At 59.6% G+C, this 21,483-nt stretch carries 13 protein-coding genes and 1 pseudogene; all 14 read right to left on the bottom strand.

Features of this window, described 5'->3' with window-relative positions; genetic code table 11:
- Window positions 1–10: 10 nt before the first annotated feature.
- Window positions 11–715, bottom strand: coding sequence for a general secretion pathway protein GspJ (locus A9K68_RS09625; protein ID WP_246811336.1), 705 nt, complete (start codon window positions 713–715; stop codon window positions 11–13).
- 44 nt (window positions 716–759) lie between these two features.
- The gene (locus A9K68_RS09620) at window positions 760–1,092 is read right to left on the bottom strand and encodes a general secretion pathway protein GspI (RefSeq protein WP_246811335.1); all 333 of its coding nucleotides are present in this window, start codon (window positions 1,090–1,092) and stop codon (window positions 760–762) included.
- Between the two features lie 50 nt (window positions 1,093–1,142).
- Window positions 1,143–1,616 (bottom strand): prepilin-type N-terminal cleavage/methylation domain-containing protein, encoded by a 474-nt coding sequence (locus A9K68_RS09615; RefSeq protein ID WP_065012161.1) that lies wholly within the window; start codon window positions 1,614–1,616, stop codon window positions 1,143–1,145.
- Window positions 1,613–2,737, bottom strand: coding sequence for a type II secretion system F family protein (locus A9K68_RS09610; RefSeq protein ID WP_246811334.1), 1,125 nt, complete (start codon window positions 2,735–2,737; stop codon window positions 1,613–1,615). Before A9K68_RS09610 ends, A9K68_RS09615 begins: the two co-directional genes overlap by 4 nt.
- 92 nt (window positions 2,738–2,829) lie before the next feature.
- Window positions 2,830–4,482 carry a GspE/PulE family protein gene (locus A9K68_RS09605; protein WP_065012159.1) on the bottom strand — a complete coding sequence of 551 codons (1,653 nt, stop codon included), beginning with the start codon at window positions 4,480–4,482 and terminating at the stop codon, window positions 2,830–2,832.
- Window positions 4,470–5,252: a general secretion pathway protein GspK gene (locus A9K68_RS09600; RefSeq protein WP_246811405.1), complete on the bottom strand. Its 783-nt coding sequence runs from the start codon at window positions 5,250–5,252 to the stop codon at window positions 4,470–4,472. The genes A9K68_RS09605 and A9K68_RS09600 overlap by 13 nt, the downstream gene beginning before the upstream one ends.
- Before the next feature lie 122 nt (window positions 5,253–5,374).
- Window positions 5,375–5,926, bottom strand: a complete 552-nt coding sequence (locus A9K68_RS09595; RefSeq protein WP_065012157.1) for a hypothetical protein — start codon at window positions 5,924–5,926, stop codon at window positions 5,375–5,377.
- The gene (gspM, locus tag A9K68_RS09590; protein WP_065012156.1) at window positions 5,923–6,528 is read right to left on the bottom strand and encodes a type II secretion system protein GspM; all 606 of its coding nucleotides are present in this window, start codon (window positions 6,526–6,528) and stop codon (window positions 5,923–5,925) included. The genes A9K68_RS09595 and gspM overlap by 4 nt, the downstream gene beginning before the upstream one ends.
- A gap of 2 nt (window positions 6,529–6,530) precedes the next feature.
- Window positions 6,531–7,580: a PilN domain-containing protein gene (locus tag A9K68_RS09585; RefSeq protein ID WP_065012155.1), complete on the bottom strand. Its 1,050-nt coding sequence runs from the start codon at window positions 7,578–7,580 to the stop codon at window positions 6,531–6,533.
- Between the two features lie 54 nt (window positions 7,581–7,634).
- Window positions 7,635–9,890, bottom strand: a complete 2,256-nt coding sequence (locus A9K68_RS09580) for an RHS repeat-associated core domain-containing protein (RefSeq protein ID WP_163603000.1) — start codon at window positions 9,888–9,890, stop codon at window positions 7,635–7,637.
- Between the two features lie 471 nt (window positions 9,891–10,361).
- Window positions 10,362–10,571, bottom strand: a complete 210-nt coding sequence (gene imm45, locus A9K68_RS09575) for an Imm45 family immunity protein (RefSeq protein ID WP_156768578.1) — start codon at window positions 10,569–10,571, stop codon at window positions 10,362–10,364.
- Window positions 10,572–10,592: 21 nt separating this feature from the next.
- The gene (locus tag A9K68_RS09570; RefSeq protein WP_246811333.1) at window positions 10,593–11,204 is read right to left on the bottom strand and encodes a secretin N-terminal domain-containing protein; all 612 of its coding nucleotides are present in this window, start codon (window positions 11,202–11,204) and stop codon (window positions 10,593–10,595) included.
- 544 nt (window positions 11,205–11,748) lie between these two features.
- Entirely contained in the window at window positions 11,749–17,856 is a 6,108-nt protein-coding gene (locus tag A9K68_RS09565; RefSeq protein ID WP_082982456.1) for an RHS repeat-associated core domain-containing protein, read from the bottom strand.
- A 3,372-nt stretch (window positions 17,857–21,228) separates the two neighbouring features.
- Window positions 21,229–21,404 (bottom strand): annotated as a pseudogene (locus A9K68_RS31635) (integrase); the annotation flags it as partial.
- Window positions 21,405–21,483 lie beyond the last annotated feature (79 nt).

The raw sequence follows: 21,483 nt of genomic DNA, 5'->3' as shown, positions 1-21,483 counted from the left end.
ACGGGGATTGTCAGTTGGTGCGCTGCGACGGAGTGTTTGCCAGGGCGAGGCGCGCAAAACCGCTGGACGAATAGGTCGCGCCATCCCTGGCAACTGAGATGGTGAACCGCACCGCAGACGGCAGGCGTCGCTGGGCGCTCCAGTCTGCCGACCAGGACGTCGCTCCTGCCGACCCGTCGAGATATTCGAATTTTACGGCAGTCACACCAGCGATCAGTCGCACCGGGTCGCTGTCGACCAACTTGCCGGTCTCGATGCCGCGCCGCGGCATTTGGACGATGGCCAAGACGTTTCCAATCTGGCCGTCACTGTCGCCAATTCCAAGCGAAATCGCTATCTCCCTCAGTGCCGAGGATCTGAACCCGATCGCCTGAACGCCATTGAACTCGATCCGGGCCGAGTCACCGCTGAGATAGACCACATTCTCCGGCGACGATTTGGACAACGGCAGCGGCTCCGCTCCGCTGATTGCCGTTTCAAGAAACCGCGATGCAGAATCGACCTCCATCTGCATCTCCGTTGTCTTCTCGATGCGTATCATCGTTCGGGCCTGCCCAAGAAAGACGATCATCAGTGAGGAAATCACGCCGATCATAGCGAGGCCGACCAGAACGTCGATGAGCGCAAATCCCTCGACTGATGCTGATGATTTCAGACGCTGATCCGGAGGCGATTTGAAGTTAGGTTCAAGAATGAGGAAGAGAAACCTTGGCAACCAGGCGCCGCCAAAAATTGAAACAGGTTGGGTGAACCGGCGGTTCACGGAGAGTTCGAATCCTGCTCGGGCACAAACGTCAGGAACGGCACGCCACGTGCCGCGCCCGCGGCACCAGTTCTTTGGATGAGGATGGCGGTTATTTTTGCCCGTGAGACCTCGATCTTGCGCGCTTTCAGGCTCCAGCCCGACTGGGTCGGGTCTTCCGAGCCTATAGCGCTGGATTCCGTGTTGGCTTCATAATTGGCTAACATCGTTCGCACAGCCCTAACGGCTTCGACCTGCGCCTTGGCGGCTGCAATGCTGCGGCTGGCCATCACGATCGACTGGCTCGCGATACCAAGCACGAGCGCCAGGATCGTCATCGCGACGATCATCTCAAGGATGGAAAACCCGTCCTCACCGCAAGGAGGCTCTGTGCGCGAGTTCATGGCAATTTGCGCCGCGTTGAAAGTCCGGTCAGCCAATTGACCTCGACGCGAGCTGTCTGTCCTTTTCGTTGCAGGTCGATCTCCATACCGGAAGCGCTGCCGTCCGGAAGGAAGGTCAGGATCGCTTGCCGATCGGCCACTGTGGTTTCCTTGCCTGTGGTCACGGTCATCTTGACGTCTTCGGGGAGGATGAGCGTGTCCCGCTCGTCGAATTGGATCGCGCCGGCACGAGGATCAAGGACGATTTGCTTCCGCCTGGCAGTGGCAATCGCCGATGTGCGTGACAGGCGCAGTCGCGTGGTGATCCCGCTCGTCAGCGTTTCCAGACTTTTGGTCCGATAATTTCTGGCGATTCCTGGTGCTGCGATGGCGGCGACGACGGCCATGATTGCAAGGACAACCAGCATTTCTGCCAAGGTGAATCCGGCCGCCGCGTCCGTGCGCCCTGAGACTGAAGGCAAGGTCTTCATTGCAGCGCCAGATCGTTGATGCTTAGGATCGTGGTCATCACCGAAATGACCAGGCTGCCGACGAGAAGGCCCAGTGAGATCGTCAAGGCCGGCGTCAGCAGTTTCAGGGTCGTATCGATCCGTCGCGTCAGCGCCGATTGAAGCATTTTCCCGGCACGATCCAGCACGACTGGAAGTGCGTTCGCATCTTCTCCGAGCGAGATGAGCGAAGTGGTGGCGTTGTCGAAAATACCGGCTTTGGCGATTGCGTTGTGAAGACCCGCGCCGTTTGCCACGTCGTCTTCGATCGCCGCAAAACTTGCACGCAGCGAACTTTGCGTGGAAATGTTGGCCGAAAGGCCAAGTGCCTCGGTCATCGCCACGCCGTTGCCAAGCAGCAAGGACAGGGTCTCAAGATAGCGGGCAATCACCGACTCTTTGACCAGCGAACCGATCAACGGGATCTTCAGCAGCCAGCGCGAGAGCAATGTCTTTGCCCCCCGAGACCTGGACAAAAAGAGGTAGAAGAGCAGGCCCAGCGTTGCGGCGAGTGGGAATACGAATGGATAGTCGGAAAAGATCGTTCCAAGCGCTGAGAGCATCGTCATTGTGAATGGCTTGGCGGCTGATGAACCCTGGAAAATCGGTTCAAGCGCCGGCACGAGCACCGTCGCCAGAATAATCAGCGCCCCGCCCATCACGACCAAAAGAAAAGCTGGGTAGGTCAGCGCTTCGATGATCGCGGTACGACGCTTTGCTTTTGCTTCGAAAGTATCCGCCAGCCGTTGGCAGATGAATGCCATCTTGCCACTGCGCTCGCCGCTGGTAAGCAGAGCCGCGATGTCGGACGTGATCCCCGGCAGGCTCGCAAACGCCTCGGCGATCGGCCGGCCGCCGGTCGTAAGGTCGAGCACCGATTGCAGTTGCTGGCGCCGCGTATGTTTGCCTTCGCCCGATATCACCGCGCTTAACGCCCGGTCGACGGTGAAACCGGCATTCAAAAGCACCGAAAGCTCGGAAAAGAGACGGCTGAGGTCGACCCGTCGAGTAAACGTCAGGGTACCGCGCCCCGGCAGGCGAATGTGCTGTTTTCCTCCGTCCACCGGAGCTAGATGATAGGATCGGCGACCCTGTTGCGCCAATTTGCGGGCAGCATCCTGTTTGGTCGACGCGTCGAGAACGCCGGCTTCCCTGGTTCCGTCGACAAGATAGGCGCGATAGGCAAAGGCCGGCATCAATCACCTCCGTTGAGGTCGATGACGCGCCGGACTTCTTCGATTGTGGTCACCTGTGCTTGCGCGAGCGCCTTTGCATGGACCGCCATCGGTACGAGATCGTCTTCCACTGCCGCTCTGCCGATCTCCATTTCGCCCGCGCCCTGGTCGATCAGCTCGGCAATGCGCGGCGACACCTGCAGCATCTCGTAAGTCACGGTACGGCCGCTATAGCCGGAGCCGTTGCAGGATCGGCAGCTCGAACTCGTTTGATCCGCAGCTTGGCAAGTCGGGCAGACGCGGCGCAGCAATCTTTGCGCGATAACCCCTCTGATCGTTGCCCCGAGCAGATAGCCGTCGATGCCCATGTCGCGAAGGCGCGTCAGCGCTCCCGCCGCACTGTTGGTGTGCAGTGTCGAAAATACTAGATGGCCGGTCAAAGCCGCCTGGACCGCGACTTGCGCCGTCTCGCGATCGCGAATTTCGCCGAGCAGGATGATGTCGGGATCCTGCCGGAGGATCGAACGGAGGGCCGCGGCAAAGTCGAGGTCGATCGCAGGATTGACCTGCAATTGCGTGATACCCGCCATCCGGTATTCGACCGGGTCCTCGACCGTGAAAACCTTGACGTCCGGCCGGGAGCGTTCGGCGAGGATCGAATAGAGCGTTGTCGTCTTGCCGCTGCCTGTCGGCCCAGTGACCAACACGATGCCGTTGGCGGCCTGCGACATGCTTCGTATTTTTGCTTGCGCGGCGTCGTCGAAGCCGAGCTTTCCCAGTCGCAACTCGACTCCGGCGCGGTCCAGAATTCTGAGCACGATGGCTTCGCCGTGAATCGATGGAATGACCGAGACGCGAAGGTCGATATCCCGGCCACGCACGGCGATCCGCATCCTTCCATCCTGCGGCAGCCGTCGCTCGGCTATGTTGAGCCGCGACAGGATTTTGATGCGGGTCGAGATGCCGGACAGCATCGCCGTCGATGCCGTATCGACGGTGGACAGCATGCCGTCATGCCTGAACCGGATGCGGACGTGATCCTCGAGCGGCTCGATATGGATGTCGGTGGCTCTTGCGTCGACGGCTTTGTGAATGGTGTCGGCGACAAAGCGGACGATCGGCGCCTCGCGGGCAAAATCCTTCAATCGCTCGAGGTCGTCGGGGCCGAAATTCGAAGACTCGGCGCCGCTCGCTTCAGAGGAAACAGCCTCGATGGCAGACTGCTCGAGCCGGTCGATGCATTCGGCAATCATCCGCCTTGGCAGTATGCGCAACGCCGGCGTCCGCTCATAGTGAAACGCAAGCGCATCGATGGTTGCCGTCGAAAAGGGATCGGCTACGGCGACAATCAGCAGCTCGGCGTCCATTTCCAGGGGAAGGATCGCGTTTTCGCGCAGATAGATCAGCGGGACGCTTGAGAACAGCCCGGGGTTGAACTGTTCCGGAACGCCGACAGCTGACGGTAGGTTCATGAATCGACTGAGGCTGTCGGCAAGTTCTTGCTCCCCGATCAGACCGAGTTCGGTCATTACCGTATCGAACGAGTGGCCAGATGTCTTCGATGCGCCCAAGGCGCGTTGGGCCGCATGACCGCTCAGCACGTTCTCGCTTTCGAGAAAGGCGAGAAACGCCTCTATCCCCGATGTCCGGGCAGCCACGTTCACGACGCCCATCCCCTCAAGATCCGCGCTGTCTCAGTCCCAAAGAGTCCGTCGCAGGTTCTGGAAGATGTCGATGCGATTTCCGCGATTTCCGCGGCTGGACTTCGTGAAAGACGCCGAAAGCCTGCCGCGCTTGCTGGAAATCTCTCGATGATGAATCCGACTTGGCCCGCAATCCCCGACGTGTCTCGTCTCGCTGTGACTTCGACCGTGAAGGCCGGAGCCTCGGCAGCCACTTGCATGACTGAAGCGCCACTTCCAGCTCCATCAGCAAGAATAGCGCGAAGACGGTTCGGGGCATGATCGAGACTGAGTGTGCCGCGCTTCGAATCAACCGTGAAGATACTGTAGAGGTCATGCAAGGGTTTCGAAGCAAGCGCCGAAAACTCCTGCAGCTCGGACACCGATTCAAACGGCGCCAGCTTGTGTTCGGACGGCCCAATGGGGATGGTAGGCTCGGCTTGCGTAGTGAACGCATTCGCGTTGCCTCGGAACTGAATGGCTGCTTTCCCGAGTGTTTCGGATGTCTGTCCATCGAAGCCGAGCGAGGCAAAACCGAGCGACAGCAGATGAGCGTCCGCGGCATTGAGATCGATCAGTCCACTATGGTCTTGTATGCGGACATTGAAGGCGAATTCTCCCGATCGGCAACTTGTCAGCGAGGAATCCAGGAGCAGCTTTTCCGTCGTCGAACCGTCGGCCAACTCGCTCGACAGGACATTGGCCAGGCCCTCGGCAAGCAGCGACAGCTGTTCCTGCTCGACCTCATTGTTGGCGATCATCAACCGGGTTTTCGCCGTAACGGCAAAGGGGACAACGATGGCAGAGACGATCAGCATGAAGACCAGCACAGCGACCAACGAGAAACCGGCGCTGGCGCTTTCGTCGTCGCCGCGATCGCTGCTCATTGGCCGCTCCTCCCGGCTGGCGATGCGTCTTGGCTCGACGGGTAAAGCGATATTCGCGTTACCTTGCCGTCCCGTTCCAGCACGGCTTGGTCCTTGTCGATAGTGGAGACCTTCCAGCCATCGACGGTTTCGTCCTTGCCATACCAGAGGGCGGCGTCGCTGCCGGCGGTCCGCAGCAACACTTTTGCCGCTCCGCTGTAAATGCTGATCCCCAGCAGCAACGGGACAACTGCCGGCGCAACGTTCTCCGGGACTAGAGCTGGCTGTTCGACCGGCACGGAAGCGACTTCCACTGGCTGCGGCGCGACCGGCTCGGGGATGAATTTTCGACGCGTGGGACTGAACAGCGGCCGTTCAAAGGTCTCTGTAAAATCGCCTGCGTTCGGCATCTGAAGTGACCCCGCCGAGCTAGGCGCCAACCCGCCGTCGCGCCCCTTTGCGGACACGATCGGCGCAATGTCGATTGGCGTGTCGTAGAGCCACGCATTGACCACGGCGAGACCCGCAATGCTCGCCGCCAGAGCAAGCGCCGCGAACTTGCCGGTCACGGTTTCGCCTCGCGGGATGCGGACGTAGCCCTGCTTTGCAGCGGACCGTAGAACAGGATCTCGGCAAAAAGCTCCGGGTCTGCCGTTCGGCCGGCCGCTGGTCCGACGTTCGTTGTTCGCAAGGTGGCTTCGCGAATGAACAGGACCGGAAGCGAGGTTTCGATTGCGAGAATTGTACTGTGGACGCCTTCCAGGGTTCCGGAAAAGTTTGCCCGCAGCCCGATAAAATCCACGCCTGCTTCGCTGAGCGCCGGGGCGTTGCCGGCCGACAGCACCGTCACGCCATTCGATGCCGCAATCGCGTTCAACCGGGTCTGAAGTCCGCCGCGAATGATGGCTTCGCTTTCACCTGTCAGAAACCCGGGATTTGAGGCCGCAGCAGGATCGGATACCGCTGCGGCATCGAGGCGTTTTGCCAGGACTGCCACGGCCTGCAACTGGCCCAGCATTTCGCGCTTTTCCTGTATGCCGGCTTCTGCCACAGCGATGCTATCCAGCGCCATGTAGACCACCCAGCCTGTGGCGCAGGCTGCTGCTGCCGCGATGGCGACGGCTATCAGGCGTCGGATTATCGGGCGGGCGTTGAGGATGGTGGAGAGCATGGTCAAAGCGCTTCGATCTTTGCGGTGATGGTAAAGCGCTCGCCGTCCTGGCCCGGAACCCTGACGACAGGCGCCGCAAACTCGGGCGCGGAAAACAGCGGCGATGCATCCATCGGCTCGATCAGTTCGGCCGCGGAAGTCGAAAACCCGGTGATCGTCAGCTCGTCGCCTTTCGACGACAGGTCTGTCAGCCAGGCGGTATTGGGAAGAAGGTGCGTCAGTTCGGCCCAGACGCGAACCAGCGAGGCGGACGTTTTCTTCTCGTTGCGGATTCTTTCAACCTGCTCGATGTTAGACTGGCGTTTCTGCAGGGAAGACCGAGCCGCCTTGGCTTGAATCTGGGCATCGGCGATTTGAGCATCCAGTTCTGTTTCGGCCTGCCAGTAACGCCATTGCGCATGGCCGAAGGTGACGAGTGCCGCGCTAAGCAAGATTGAACACGCCGCTATCCAGCCGAATCTTGCGCGGCGGTCACGTTTTGTCGGGGGCCAGACAGCAGCCAAGCTTAACTGATCGGCCCGCAGAGTCCGATCTGCATCAGATAGAGACAGTGAACCGACCGTTCCGCTGAAACGGCGGACCGCTTCCAGAACCGCCGCAAGCGTCTTGGTCTTCACGACAAGGTAGAAACAGTCCTGGTCCACACCTTTGGCGAAGACGACATGCACCTGCGCCGGGTCGAATGGCGTGGACGCCAGTAAGTCAAGCTCCGCCATATTTCTCGCTTGCCGAAGCGGCAGTCGTCGCGTCGCCAATTGCCGCGTCAGAAACAACCCCGACTGGATCTGGATATCGAAAGTCGGCCGCTTTCGCCGAAGCCCAGTCTGGAGAAGCGCGGAGATCTCGTCCGCTGTGGCGTTCGGCGCCAAAGGGATCGATAGAAATTCGAGCGCGTCTGCCTCGCGCGCGCGGATACCGGCGTCCGCGACACTGACGATCCAGCCGCTGGTGGAAGATTGCATTTGCTTAGGGCAAGTCCGCGTCCAGACCCCTCGTAGCTCATCGAGCCACCAGTCTAAGAAATCCAGGAATTGCTCGTTGAGTGTTGCCACGATCAGTCGCCCGCCACCCCGGCTGATTCTTCGCCGAGGTTTTCCAGACCGAGATTACAGTTGCTGGTGTGACGCGGATATCAGGAGGAGCGCGGAAGCGTGATTAGCCACAGCTTTTGTTGGCGGCAACCTTAGGCGCCGTCCGTTGATTGAGGAATTGATGACGGGCGGATGGTTTTTGGGATTCCGTAGGTGATCCTGGTCCAAAGCAACGGCGCCGAAGCGACCTTGCCGCGCGTGGATGGTCCCTGCATAGGTAACGGCACATTCCCTTGTCAGAGTTCGCTGGAACGCGGTCATTTGGTAGTGCTGTGAAGCTGACACTGATACTGCGGGAGCCACACTGCGATTATATCCCGGCAGACTTCTCACAGCCGCGTCTTGAACGACATGGTGGGCCTGCCTGGTTTCGTTGTTGGTCACGCTTTGTGCTAGCGTTCTATTTTGAGCCTGTACCTCTCTATAGGTGTCCCACGTTCTTGCCGATACACTCGGGCCTGTGAGATCTGGAGCAGGTGAGGATAGTCCTAAATCCGTCGGATTGCTAACTATTGCGCTAGCTATTGCGCCTTGTGCAAGCGATAGAGCAGCGACGCCTGCCAACGCTGCGCTCGCTTCCATAAAACGACCCCGTGGGTCCCTTCCGAGCGCATCTACAAGTCCTGCATGCCCGTTCGAGTCGCTCTTATTGACTGCATCATTCTGGGCATAAGCGTATCGATTGGTACCGACGCCTGGTTTGGTCGGATCCCAGTCATCGGGCGAGATGAACCGTCCGAGCACGGGATCCATGTATCGTGCATTGAGGTAGAGCAGTCCGGTCTCGGGATCGAAGCGCTCGCCGATGTAGGACTTTTGCGTCTGGAAGCCGGTGTTGAGGCGCTCGCCATAGGTGGCGTAGTTGGTTTGTTCGACGATGGCGCCCGCGGCGTCTGTGACCATGCGCACGGATGCCATGTGATCGCGATGCAGGAAGGCTTTGGTGGTGCCGGTCACCTTGATGTCGGGATGGGGATAGCGGGTGTAGATCTCTGCCCCCGGAGTCGCCGGATTGATCTCCACGGAAGCATCGGGATAGAGCGTTGTGGCGAAGGACGAGGCCTTTTTGCTGCGCGCGCCGTCGGGGCCGTACAGCGAGACGGTGTTGGCGGCCAGCGTGACCGTCTTCAGCCGGTTGGCCTCGTCCCAGACCAGCGTCCTGGTGCCGTCGGAGGTCATGTTGCCATTGGCGTCATAGGCCAGCGTCTTGGCGCCGACCGCTGTTGGAGCGTGCGGACGAGCGGCGCTCGCCGAGGGATAGACATAGGTCCCGGCCACACGGGTGCGCGAGGTCAGATTGTCGTTGGCGGCATAGACAAACGTCTCGTCGAGTGTGTTGTCGCCGAGATTGTCGGAAGAGGTCAGCCGGTCGGCACTGTCATAGCCATAGGTCCAGCTGTCCGAAGCGGAGAGCCCGGTCGTGCCGGAGATGCGGCCGATGAAGTCACGGGCGTACTGATTATCGAGGAGGATTGTTGCACCCTTGGCCGTGGTGACCCGGGTCAGCCAACGCCGCGTCGGCGAATAGGTGAAGGACGTCTTCACCCCGTTCGCATAACTGATCTCCTTGGTCTGGCCATCGGCCTCGTAGAGGGTCGAGGTGATGAAGCCCGGGGCGGAGAGCAACTTGTTGGCGGCGGTGTATTGCAGCGGGGCGGCAGAAGTGCCGAAGTCGAGCTGCACCGGCAGATATTTTGTCGCCATCGTCTGGCCCGAGGCATCGCGCACATTCGTCGTGGTGTGGGTCAGCGTTCCGATGGTGACATCCTGGCGGGCGACCTTGCCAAAACCGTCATACTTGGAGATCTGCGTCGCCGCCGGGTTGGTGGAGGTCGTCAGCTGGCCGATGTTGTAGAAGCCGGCCGCTGCCTGGTCGTAGCTGTTCTGGGTCAGCGTCACCGCACTGCCGCCCGAGGCTGTTGCCGTCTTCAAGGTCAGCCGGTCCATCTGGTCGTAAGCCAGTGTGGTGACGGTGCCGCGGGCATCGGTCTGACTGATGAGCCGGTTGGCGGCGTCATAGATATAGGACCAGGCGCCGAGGTCGGGATCGGAGGCCGACAGCCGGTTGCCGAGCATGTCGTAGCTGTAGGTCCAGTTCGAGCCGCCGGGATCACTGACCCCGATCAGCCGGCCGAGAACATCGTAGCTGCGGCCCTCCGTCAGGGCGAGACCGCCGAGATCGCGCACCACCTGCACGACATCGCCGCGCGTCGAGGACACGGTCTTCGACTGACGCGTGAGCGTCGCACTGATCTGGTCGGTCTGGGTCACCACATCAAGCCGCGGATTGGTGCCAGCGCCACTGTCGAGGCTGTGGGCGAAGATCGTCTGGCTGGGGCTCGATTAGCCACAGCTTTGTTGTTTCAAGTATCGCCAATTCCGGCCCGCTTGGCTATCTCTTACAGAGGTCCATTCGACAGCGCCTGCCTCCAAGCGCTTTGCCCGCGTTGTGGTTTCCGGACCTGCCGCAGGGTTGCAACTAATCTGCACACAATGACAGGCAGGCGGACGTAGGAAAAAGTGCACTGTCACCGTAATTACCGTAATTCCGGCGGTTGGTTTCGGCCAATGCGACAAGGGTGAGAGAATCTCACTTGCCTGGCCGTCCAGGTCGGCGCCTTCATGGCAGCCCTGTGAGCATGACAAAAAGCACACTGTCACCATAATTCTGGTGCGGATGTACAGCTAACAATCGCCGGCAGGTCGTGCACCTGCGCACCCAAAGAAGGAGGGACCCCGTCTCTATTCATCGGGTAGTTTTTCAGGTTCCAATCGGCCACCTTTAAGAACCCATACGTCGTCCGGAGTGGAAGAAGGATCAACCCATTTTTGCCAGTGATGAGCCAGCCATGTTGGTGAAATGGCCGCCATACCTTCCAATTTCGCTTCTGGAGGGAAGACAACAAGGATATTCCCGGCGTCGTAGCCACAGTCGCGAATGGATGCGGTCATAGTCGCGCGCCGTGGTCTGGATCAGCAGCGCATTGTTTTCGACATCGGCCACGACATTGGCGTGGCCGGCAGCCTGTCGGCCGCCGGCTTCGAGGTTTTCAGGGGGTGGAGGGCGACCGACATGCCGCGCATCCAGTCGACGTCGAACACCGAAATCGCTTCGCGAATAGCGTCGAGATCGCTGTTGTTGCCGGCGACCGTGATCAAATTGCGGGTGGAATCGACCCTGAGCACCGAGCCCTGGCGAGTGATCGGCTCGAGAATTGTCTTCATCTCGTCGGCTGCGATGTACTGCAGCTGCAGCACCTGCACCTTGACGCCGGGACCGGATGGCGAAACCGACGGCACGCTGACGGACGGCGTGCTGGACATGATGTCGGACAGCGGCACGATCTGGTAGGTGCCGGCACGATTGGTGATGCCGGCGTTGTTCACGGCAAGCGCCGATTCCAGAATATCGACCAAGGAGTCCTGCGACACAGGTTGGGATGTTTGCAATGTCACCGTTCCCTGTACGCGCGGGTCGACAACGTAGTTGAGGTGAAGTGCGTCGCCGAGCACCGCCTTCGCCGCCTCGGCGATCGGCGCATTGACCAGGTTGAGCTCATACTGACCGGAGCCATCCGCAGTCACCTGGGTGACGGGAGAGCCGGACGAGACGAAATTGCCCGATCCCTCATACTGCGCGCCTGAAAAACGTCGCGCCCCGCCGGCCGAAGCCGAGGCACGCCACTACGCCATGCTGGAGGAGCCGGCCATGGCAGCGTGACTCAAACGAAACAGCCTCCGGCAATCCCGGCGCGGTTCAAACCACAATCAATCTAGGCGTAATAATGACAGGGTCGAACGAACATCAAAAGGTGCACGGTACCATATTGCCAGTAGGCATATCAGTTTTCTGAAGAGATCGGTGTTCTAAGCCACGGTGCCCCGGGCTTGGTCCGCTCGGCCTCCCATTCTGGAAGGAGGTCACTAAGTTCATCTAAAGTCGGATCCTGATCAATCACGTGATTCACCCCAATTGCTTTGTACGAAGAGGCCGTATCGTCATGAAGCTCGCCACAGAGGAAGCACCAATCGCCCTCCGGCCTGCTTACAAGTAGCACAGGGCGCGATCGATCGATAACGTGAATGCATGCGTAAACCCTTGGGTGCCCGCCAAATTTATCTTGTGAAATTATCTGGGTCCTCCCCACTCACTTAAAGATTTACTGCTTTTACTTCTGTTGCAGGTCAGACACGCAGAAACAATATTGCCGATTGTCGAATCCCCACCTCTCGCATAAGCTTTAACATGATCATACTCTCGTGAACTAGGCAAGCCCGGTTGTGTTGTCATAGGTTGACCGCAATAGCTGCAGTTAAAGTTGCCGTTTTCGTCGGTCGCAGCTTGGTCGGCTTGACGGCGGGTTTCGACGCTGGGGCGCCTAGAACGATTCGGGACGATTGCTTTCGGAGTATTTTCCTCAACCTTGGAAACATTGTTTTTTGAGATAGTGCGATCAGAATTTGATAGTACACTCTTTCCAACTACCGCGGCGCCAGCAGCCGTCTGAAGATTCTGCGCGGTTGCATCGGCAAATTCGCTAGCACTTACAGCGCGGTTGTACAAATCAAATCCAACTGCTTGGGTCATCGCCTCCTTTTGCATATCTATTGCAGCTACGTTAGAATGAGCCCAATTAGTTATGGCATCGCGCTTTTCGGCAGTTATGAGTCCTTTGTCATAGTCGCGCAGCGCGTCACTAACGACACTTTCCATGTCCGATCGCACTCCAGGGTCAGTCTGGTCGCTAGTGGATTGATGTCCGTTCGGATCGCTTTTATTGATAGGATCATTCTGGGCATAGGCGTATCGATTGGTGCCGACACCTTCCTTGGTCGGATCCCAGTCATCCGGCGAGATGAACCTTCCCAGCACGGGATCCATGTATCGTGCATTGAGGTGGAGCAGTCCGGTCTCGGGATCGAAGCGCTCGCCGATATAGGACTTCTGCGTCTGGAAGCCGGTGTTGAGGCGTTCGCCATAGCTGGTGTAGTTGGTGGCCTCAGTGATGGCGCCGGTTGCGTCGGTGACCAGGCGCACCGAAGCCAGGTGATCGCGGTGCAGGAAGGCTTTTGTGGCACCGGTCACCTTGACGTCGGCATGGGGATAGCGGGTGTAGATTTCTGCTCCCGGTGTCGCCGGATCGATCTCGACGGAGGCGTCGGGATAGAGCGTGGTGGCGAAGGATGAGGACTTTTTGGCTCGTGCGCCGTCGGGGCCGTAGAACAGCGACACGGTGTTGGCGGCGAGCGTGACCGTCTTCAACCGGTTGGCCTGGTCCCAGGCCAGCGTCCTGGTGCCGTCGGAGGTCATGTTGCCGTTGGCGTCATAGGCGAGCGTCTTGGCGCCGACCGATGTTGGGGCATGCGGACGAGCAGCACTCGCCGAGGGATAGACATAGGTGCCGGCAACACGGGTGCGTGAGATCAGATTGTCGTTGGCGGCATAGACGAACGTCTCGTCGAGCGTGTTGTCGCCGAGATTGTCGGAAGAGGTCAGCCGGTCGGCCTTGTCATAGCCATAGGTCCAGCTGTCGGAAGCGGTGAGCCCGGTCGTGCCGGTGATGCGGCCGATGAGGTCACGGGCATACTGATTGTCGAGCAACACGGCAGCACCCTTGGCCGTGGTGACCCGGGTCAGCCAGCGGCGGGTCGGCGAATAGGTGAAGGAGGTTTTTACTCCGTTCGCATAACTGATTTCCTTGGTCTGGCCATCGGCCTCATAGAGGGTCGAGGTGATGAAGCCGGAGGCGGAGAGCAGCTTGTTAGCGGCGGTGTATTGCAGTGGGGCGGCAGACGTGCCGAAGTCGAGCTGCACCGGCAGATATTGTGTCGCCAGCGTCTGGCCCGAGGCATCGCGCACGTTCGTCGTGGTGTGGGTCAGCGTTCCGATGGTGGCGTCCTGGCGGGCGACCTTGGCAAAGCCGTCATACTTGAAGCTCTGCGTGGCCGACGGATTGGTGGATGTCGTCAGCTGGCCGATGTTGTAAAAGCCGGCCGCTGCCTGGTCGTAGCTGTTCTGGGTCAGCGTCACCGGGCTGCCGTCGGAAGCGGTTGCCGTCTTCAGCGTCAGCCGGTCCATCTGGTCGTAGGCCAAAGTGGTGACCGTACCCCTGGCATCCGTCTGGCTGGTGAGCCGGTTGGCGCCGTCATAGACATAGGACCAGGTGCCGAGATCCGGATCGGAGGCGGTCAACCGGTTGCCGACCATGTCGTAGCTGTAGCTCCAGGTCGAGCCGCCGGGATCGCTGACCCCGATCAGCCGGCCCAAAAGGTCGTAGCTACGGCTCTCTGTCAGATTAAGGCCGCCAAGATCGCGAACCACCTGCACGACATCGCCGCGCGTCGAGGACACGGTCTTCGACTGACGCGTTGCCGTCGCACTGATCTGGTCGGTCTGTACCACCACACTGAGCCGCGGATTGGTGCCTGCGCTACTGTCGAGGCTGTGGGCAAAAATCGTCTGGCTGGCATCGGCATAGACCGTCTTTGTCAGCCGGTCGGCCCAGTCGTAGCTGTTGGTCGTCCATTGCGCCGTCTCGCCGACAAAGCGCGGGAAGGCTGTGCGCAAGACATTGCCGCGCAGATCGTATTCGGTGTCGGCAATGCGTTTTGGTCCGGCCGCCGTCTCGCCGGGCGTTTCCACCCGATAGACCCGGCCAAGCCCGTCATAATAGGAGCGGACAAAGTCCTCGCCCGCCCCATTGGGCAGCGGCGTCAGCTGGACCAGCGCCTGTGTCGCCGGATTACCCTCGTTCTCGAAGCGCGTCTTGGCATAGGCGCCGGTGATGCTCTGCGAGACCTGATAGGGCCGGCAGAACGGATCATAGGTGTAGGTCTTCACAAGGCCGTTGAGGTCGGTCTTCGTCGAGGGCTGCCCGCATACCGCATTGTAGGTGGCAGAGGAGACAAAGCGCGTGTCCGCACCCTGGCCGCCGGTGGCAAAGTAGCGGGGTGAGCGCTGCGTTATGGGATAGAGGTGATAGGTCGCGTCATAGACCCACTCGGTCTGGTGACCGAGACCGTTGGCGTCCGAGACCTTGTTGCCATAGCTGTCGTAGGCAAAATACTGGTTCACCTCTTTCTGCGGCGTTGCGTAGTAATCGGAGAAGCCGCGCTTGCGGGTGACGTTGCCCTTGAGCGGCGCTGTCGTATTGGCGCCGGTGTTGCCGTCGTAGTAGGTCTCCTCATAGCTGACATAGGGAAAGCTGGTGTCCATTCCCGAGCGGGTCGTCTGGCTGCTTGGCAGCGAGACGATGTAGGCTGTCGTGTTCGGCGCAAAGCTCGCCACCGTCCAGGTCTCGTCGCCGCTGACGTCGGTGCGGCCATGGTCCCTGATCTCAGTGACGTTGCTGTAGGCGTCGAAGCTCCGCTCGACCCGCAGCGTGCGCGAAAGGTTCTCGCTCGCCGTGGTGTCGGTCGCCGTGTTCTGCACTGTGTAGGGTTTTGCCGCCAGATTAACCGCATAGGTCTCGGCGACCTGCTTGTGCACGACGCCGGCACCATCCTTCCACAGCGTCAGCGACGGCAGCCCGTAGCTCGCCAGGTCCTGCCTATAGGTGGTCTCGATCGTCGAGGCCACCGTCTCGCCATTGGCCAGCGGCCTGGTCTCGATGATCGAGGCAAAGCCCAAAAACTTGCGTGCCGCCGGATCGTACTTGCCGCCGGCATAGGTGTAAGAGCTCACCGCCGTCTGCCCGCGCCCGTCACCGACCGAAAGCTTCGACACCGGATGCACAACCTGCGCCAGATAATTGTTCGTCCAGGTCGACGACGGCGCATACTCCACCGCAACCGTCCCACCGAGCTCCGTCACCACCGACCGCAGAAGGTTCGGGTTGCCGGGGCCAGGATTGGAGATCAACATGTGATCGTATTTGGTGAAGTCTGGCAGGCCGTCCCCGTTGAAGTCGCCGCTCAACGTCCCGGCATTCATCGCAACCGGCAGCGTAAACTGCACCGGCGCATAAGCTGTCGAAGACGGCTGCAACGAGAAGACCCTGACCGCGCCGGTCCTGTCCGGCTGACTTGTTATGGTCCCGCCGATGGTAATGACATCCAACCGTCCATCATTGTCGAAATCGCGAAGGACCGCCGTCGTCCCCGACATTGAGGAGATGTCGTAGCGCTTAAACCCAATGCCGGTCGACAGCCACAATCCGGTGCTGACATTAATGCCGTTGTAGCGGAAAACGTCCGCCGCACCGTCGCCGTTGACGTCGGCAAAAACGCACGTGCCCTCGCCCGAATAGTGCTCTGACGGGCAGCTGATCCCGAACGAAGACCCACTGCTCTGCCAGACACCGTTCGATAGCGTTCCCTTTTTTATCGTTCCGCCGCTACCCCAGTAGAGCGGCTGCTGCCGGCCGTTACCAAGGAAATCGCCCACACCGACTATCTGCCCGCCATTCTTGAGGTTGAGCGTGTCGATTCCGTCACCATCCGCGTCCGTCACTATGGATGCCGAGGATACCTCCGGGCCTTCAACTGGCAGAGCATCGCAAACGGCTTGGTAGCCGGTTGGCACACAGGCCGCTTTGGTTAACCCGAGCGAAGCATCTGTCTTGATGATCGATCTGGTCGCAGTGTAGGTAACGCGGCCAGTGGCGCCGCTGACGGAGGTCTTGATAGCCGAATCCGCAAAATCCATTGTGTCCTTGGTTGCAACAAAGCGCCCAAGCCGTGAGAAATATCCAGGCGGATTTGGATCGGTATTGGAACCAGGCAACGTGTCGAGCAGGAGCGACACCGTTGCGCCCTGTGTGCCGTTGGGATTGAATTTGTATATATATTTGGTTCGCTTCAGCGCGTACGAGGGGTCCTGGGGGGATCCTACGGTTACCTTCTGGATATAATCGCCGAAAATCTCGTCCCGGCCGTCTGAATCCAAATCTCCGACGTCCCTCGGCCTTGTGATGCCGCCTAGGCCCGGGGTGATTGATAGCGCCACGCTTCCATACACCCCATCGGTGTTCTGATATGTCATCTGGCCGAGTGGCTTTGCGGTGCCGCCGGTGATGGTGCCGTCGGCGGCGATCGCTGCGTCGGAGCCAAAGCGCGTGACCAGGGTGAGGCGCGAGGCGTTGGAGAACGGCGCCTGGTCGTAGGTCAGCCTGTAGGCGCTGCGCAGTGCGCCGCCGACCGTGACCGAGATCGCCTTGATGCGCTGGCTGGTCTCGGAGATGTCGCGGCCATTGCCCATCAGGATCAGGTCGGGCCGCGTCTCCAGATAGAATTTTACCACGGTGCCATTGTAGCTGACGGCATCGGGGTAGCAGACCGGGCTTGCCGGGCAGGTGTAGGTATAGGCAACACTGTTACCATTGGTGCCGGTGACAGAGGTCAGCAGCCAACGGTAGTTTTGGGCCAGATCGTATGCCGGTGTACCGGCGGTTGGCGTCAGGTTTGCGACCGCAGCCACCGAGCGGAACGTCGAGACAGTGCCGTCGCGATCGGTCACCGTCCATTCGTTCGTCGTGCTGTTCAGCGCAATGCGGCGATAGGATTCATTCTCCGTCGCATGCGTACCGCCGGTCGAGCAGGAGGGTGACACCATGCCGGCCACGCAGGCGACCATCGCCTGCCCGTCGAGCAGATAGACGTCGCCAGCATCGAATACCGGCATGCCATAGCCCGGACTCGCCCGCTCGATCACGTCAAAACCGTCAAGGCCCCAGGCATAGCCGAGCCAGCCCTGGTAGAGGCCGCCGGTTTTGGTCTTGCGTGACGAATTGTAGTTGAGCGCGATCGCCGGCTCGAGGCCATGGAAGGCGGAGACATCGATGCCGATGGCATAACCCAGATTGCCGTTGCCTGAACTCTTCGGCAAATCCACCTTCGGCGTGCCGATCGCCTCGGGGTCACCGCTCTCGGTGGTTGTCTCGGCCGCCACGGCGGCCTCTGCTGCTTCTGGCTCCTCTGGGGCGGATTCTGTGTCGGTCGACTGATCTGTCGTCCCTACCTCGGCCGCCGCGTCTGGAGCCTCGGTCGCCGGCGCAGCATCTCCCGTCGCACTTGATGCGGGCGCGCCCGCATCATCCGTGCCGGAGCCCGAGCCAAGCGCTGCCCCGCCATTGCCGAAACCGCCGCCCGACTGTGCGCCAAGGTCAGGCGAGGACCCTTGCGCCTCCTGCGCAAAAGCCGCCATCCCTGCGGAGCCTCTTATATAAGAGGCAAAAGATGTATCGACACCAATAACGCCAGCGGCAAGCAAAGCCGCGCCAAGCAGCAACTTGTTCATGATTCCCCCGAAGCCCAGTTGCTTACTTCTACTCAACCGCCGCCAAACGAATACGGCGCCGCATCGTCACAATCCGAATATCCACAGGGAAGTTTTTACGCGAGTGGGAAAAGCGCAAGTTTTCCAGAATTTAAGAAACAAAGATCTGATCGGAGGGACAAGAGATAAGGTGTGCCTTAAGGGGAGCCGCTTCTCAACGCACCTGAAACAATTTGTCATCGGCCCTGAGAAGGTGCCAAATGCGTCGCTTACGCTATTTTTCGTCACCCGCCGCTGCTCGCCACCGCGATGGATGCCTGCCAGCCGCTATTCGTAGTTCAAGATCACCTATGGAACGGTCGGAGTCCAAAACAGCTCTCGGCAGGTATTGCGACGGCTCAAGCGGGCGATTCCGTAACCGACATGCTGGTCCGCCCTCCATGCAGCAAAGATGCCGGGCGCAACCGCATTCATCTGGCAGCTTGAACGATCCGACGCCCCGCTTCTGTTGACCCTCAGCCTTTGCCGGCTGCCAACTCTGATGCGCCCCACCTATGCCTTAGCTTCCTCTTTGCTGCGGCTTTCTTCGGCGGGGCTTCGCTGTCGCCTTGCGGCCAAGACCGCTGGCTTTGGCAAGAGCAAGCCGCTCGGCCCATATGTCGGCGCGACCGTAGGATAGTCCGCGCGCCAAATCCACTTGGCTCTGTACTGTCAGGTGCCATTCCCAGCAGGCCTGAATTTGCGTCCGTCCTCCGGGCTCACGATCCAGTCGGGAAATATCGACTTTTGGGATTTACGGCCGGAGCAACTACTGGTGGCGATGCCGCGGCCGGTTGGACTAGGCCCGACAACGCAGAATTGACGCTGGCGATCGAATCGGGAAGACCGACGACCGCATCGCGTTATTCTGAACATACGCCGCGACAATGTCCGCGGTCAGACCCAACAAATCAGTGCACGTCTGCTCAATTGCTTCGTGCGTCAAAACAAAGTCCCCTCATTGGTCTCTCGTTCTTCCCCTCACCGCAATTGCGAACGACGACTATTCACGGGCAGGTTTCGGCGGCAATGGCGGTGAACTTTTAGGGGCCGCAGTGGCCGCTTTTTGCCGCCCCATGTTGCGTGCAGGCGCCAAGCGTACGCGCCGACGAACTCCGTGAAGCATTCCGTTTACCGACAGTTCATTCAAACGGCCGGGTAGGAGAAAGTACTGCGGATCAACGGTCGTCACGAAATGTCGAGTTTGCCACGTTCGAGTCAACAGCGCCCCTCGTCTGACGTATAAGCCTGTTGATCTCACGGCGTTCGCCAAAGGTACAACCTGCGCTGCAGCCTGCGTTTGGACAACTGGAACCGTCACACCGTTCCAGGGGCCGCCAAAGGCGCTCATCGACCCCGTGGCGCGAAAGCCTCGCAAGCCTTGCCGCAGCACACGGGCATCTGACTTCGCAGCCGCTGCAGAACGATCCTGGAGGCTGTTCATTAGGGTCTCCTGTGCGAGGAACAAACGCTTTCTCCAACCGATCAGCGAGCTGCCGGAGCAACTCGGGCAGCGGTGCCCAGCATTCGTGGCAGGGGCGTTCTGGTCGACTTGACCCAAGGCGCATTGAAACTTTACGAACTGCTCCAAGCCCCGCTCTGTCTCTCGGCTGGTTACGTTAAGGCTAGTGGCCCCGATCTCATCGAGTGCACTGTGCACCTCTGCAGTGCTTCGTCAACAGCTGACGGGCCGGCACGATCGAGCTTCTCAGTCCTGCGTTTGGCGCGAATTGCGCGCTTGCAACGGCTCAGCGTCGTTGCAAGAAGCTACTCTGCAAGCGCGTCTGGCGGCACTTGTACGGCATGGGCAATTTTCAAGCACACACGCGTAGTCGCTGCAGGCCGACTGGTCTTCAGGTGCGGCCGGACGAAGACCGTGATCGCGATGAGTGCTATTTTCTTGGCGGATGGTGCGCGCTCTCTGTCTGCCTGGAAAAAGTCGTCGCCCACTACGTGGTCGACTGCAGCAGAACCGCCCGCCAGCATTTCACCGTAGAGCCGGTAGGGAGGTACAAACGAGTGCACCTTCTCCTTCCAACTACGCACCAACAGCTGGGTGGCGCTTGCTGTGGCATTCTGCCAGAGCATCGCGCAGAGCAGCCGTGGACACGGACGGGCACGCCGAACTCGCCACTTCATCACCGGCTTCTGGGATTTGCTCGGTAACGTGGGACACTATTTCGGTCAAACCGGAATAGGCAACGGGTAGCGATTCCAGATCACCACCCTCTCGACGAAACCGTCGGGGGGCCTGGGGATAGCGGGTCAAGATCACTTGGTAGCCTCCTCATCGGAGCATCGAAGTAGCCATCCGGATCTCGGAGCAGCCGTTCACTGTCGGGATCCGCCACAAGCTAAGGCGCCCGCATTTGACGGGGCGGGGGGCGCGTTTGTTGGCGATCCGCCCTTACCAATTCGAGCGACCGATGGGCAAAGCCCGTCAGGCCGATGACATCCCCAAGCGCAAGTAGCCGTTGCTGTTCAAATCCTTCCTCATCACACCTCGCTCCTTCATTTCGGCAGCGGATGGATGGCACTGGATGAGAGATGTGTCGACAAAATCTCCCTACAGAATGTCGCCCGAGTTTGGCGCATTTTTTGTAGGCTTTGAATCTTGACAGCGGCTAGCCGCAGAGCAGACCGTACGTGCCTAATCTCGGCATCGGGGTCTATGGCCAACATACGAGGATGAGGCGTGGGCCGAGATGGACGACTCGATTGCCCGCCCCTTTCCAACGGTTCCTGGATTCCGTTCTATCGCCTTGCCGCCGATTTCTATCCACATCCTGCAAAGCCTGGCGGTCGCGTTGTTTATGTGAACATGCTCATGCCGGCCCTTTTTGCCCGGTGGTGCAGGCAGTTTAGCAATCCGACTTAGGTGTTCGTGGATGATCGGAAGCCCTCGATCAAAATCTTGCAGATGACTTTTCAAACCATCTCGGACATTTGCCCAAACGTATCCCTGGATCGGATCGATCGAACGGCCCCGATGCGTCTTCTCTAGGACACTGACTATGTCCGCAGCAGCTGCCTTGAACTTTTCTCGCGCGATCAGCTCCTGCTTCCGAATTGGTAACCGTTCGGAATAAGCTTTCTCATGCCAATATGAATGACGGACTCTTTCGAGTTTTTCCGACAGTGAAAACTTACTTATAACGCTTTGGGAAACGAGTATTCGCTGTTGGTAAGCTCATTAAAACCTTTCACGCCCGTTGACAGCTCTGTCGCTCCCCTGCAACACGGAAAAGCCCACCACCTAAAAATTCTTGATCAGCGTGGTATTGAGGAGCAGCGATTTCCTCCTCGACGGACCGGAGTTTGGCCTTCATGCTTCTGATGCGGCGACACTGTTCTTCATACGAAGTCGGCCCAACTTTGCATCATCTCCCGCCGTTTCTCCAAAAGGTCACCTCGTCGATAGGCGGCCTCCACTTTTTTCGAGATCGTATGAGCCAGGGCCATCTCTGCGACATCACGCGGGAAATAGTTTCCTCAGCTGCCCAGTCTCTAAATGCAGATCGAAAACCATGTGGCCTTGACGTCCATGCGCTTCAGGATAGCTTGCGGTCCGGGGCGTATCTGGGGTTTTGGGTAAGGTTCCGCCTAGGC

Origin of the sequence: Mesorhizobium sp. AA22, from assembly GCF_001672375.2 — a bacterium.
Taxonomy (GTDB): domain Bacteria; phylum Pseudomonadota; class Alphaproteobacteria; order Rhizobiales; family Rhizobiaceae; genus Mesorhizobium; species Mesorhizobium wenxiniae.
Note: the sequence above shows the minus strand (reverse complement) of the source record. Positions and strands in the feature narration are given on the sequence as shown.